Origin of the sequence: Rhizobium sp. BK275 (assembly GCF_014193555.1) — a bacterium.
Lineage (GTDB): Bacteria > Pseudomonadota > Alphaproteobacteria > Rhizobiales > Rhizobiaceae > Rhizobium.
Genome location: NZ_JACHZL010000018.1, coordinates 1 through 1287, shown reverse-complemented (window position 1 = coordinate 1287; position 1287 = coordinate 1). Strand labels below are relative to the sequence as shown.

Annotated in this window: 1 protein-coding gene; it reads right to left on the bottom strand. The window is 60.5% G+C overall.

Translation table 11 applies throughout. The features are described 5' to 3' along the window. Positions 1–22 precede the first annotated feature (22 nt). A complete protein-coding gene (locus FHT82_RS30170) occupies positions 23–1183 on the bottom strand; it encodes an IS4 family transposase (RefSeq protein ID WP_183736386.1) in 1161 nt (386 codons plus the stop codon). Positions 1184–1287: the final 104 nt, after the last annotated feature.

The following is a 1287-nucleotide window of genomic DNA, read 5'->3' as shown; positions in this document are numbered from 1 at the left end:
CCCACTGCTGTCCGGTTTAAGTTTAGCCTATTGGCAGAGGGATTTGTCGTGGGTCTGATCTTGTTGCAGGCGGTTGCCTTCGCAGCGCATCGATTGGCCTGCGGTGCATGATGTTGAGGCGCACGAGGCGGGTGAAGGCGAGCGGTTGGGCGATGGCTGTCTGGCAGCGCTGGGCCATGCGCAGGATGAGATAGGCGATGAGCGCCACGAAGATCTGAATGCGTATGGCGTTTTCCGAATTTCCCATGAAATGCCGGATCTTGAGGTTCTGCTTGATCCATTTGAAGAACAGTTCGATCTGCCAGCGCTGCTTGTAGAGGTCGGCGATTTCCTGGGCTGGGGCATCGAGGTCGTTGGTGACGAGCCGGATGACCTTGCCGGTCTGGATGCGCACGGTGATCTCGCGTACCGGTTTGTGGAAGGGATTGCGGCGTGCGCTCGCCATGCGCTCCGGCAGATGGCCGACCCTGTCGCTGAGGACGCCCGCGGCGTTGTCGGCAGGCTGTTCGATATGGTTTTCGATCGTCTGCCGGACGCTGGTATGGGTCTTCAGCCGCGTGACGAAACGCGCACCGCGCCTGTCGATCTCGGCCCACCAGGAAAAGTCGTAGTAAGCGAGATCAAAGACATAGGTGACACCGCAGACAATCTCGATTGCCCTGGCCGGGATGATATCATTGGTCTTCTGGCCCGTCAGCGTCGCAGCGAGCGGTGCCTCGCCATGCGGGTCATAGGTGACATGGACCTTGATGGCCCGCTTGCCGCCGACCATGTCGGCCCAGCCGCCGAGCAGCGACGAGACCTGGATGCGGGTGGCATCGAGCAGGCGGACGCTGTTGCCGATATGGCGGCGGGTGCTGCGGTCGGCACGCGCGGCCATGTGCGCAAACAGGCCGGCAAACACCGCACAGGGACGCCGGGCGTTGGCATCGGCAAGGGTCGTGCGGGCGATCGTCCGCCCGCCGGCATGATAAAGCCGGCCCTGATGGCTCAAAAGCCCGGCTTCGATCTCTCGCAGGCTCGTTGCCCCTGAAAGCTGACCGAACAGCAGCGCCAGGAACTGGCTCTTGGTGGTCAGCCGCCGCACCCGGTGATCGGCCTTGTGTTCGTCCACAAGCTTGTCAAACACCGACCACGGAATATGCTTTTGAAGCTGATGAAAAACGCTATTCTCATGCCGCATGACATTGATCTCCTTCTCGTGTCCAGAACGCCGCGAAACGTCTGAAACAGAGTAGAATCAATGTCATGCGCCTTGTCCAGATATTTAAACCGGACAGCAGTGGG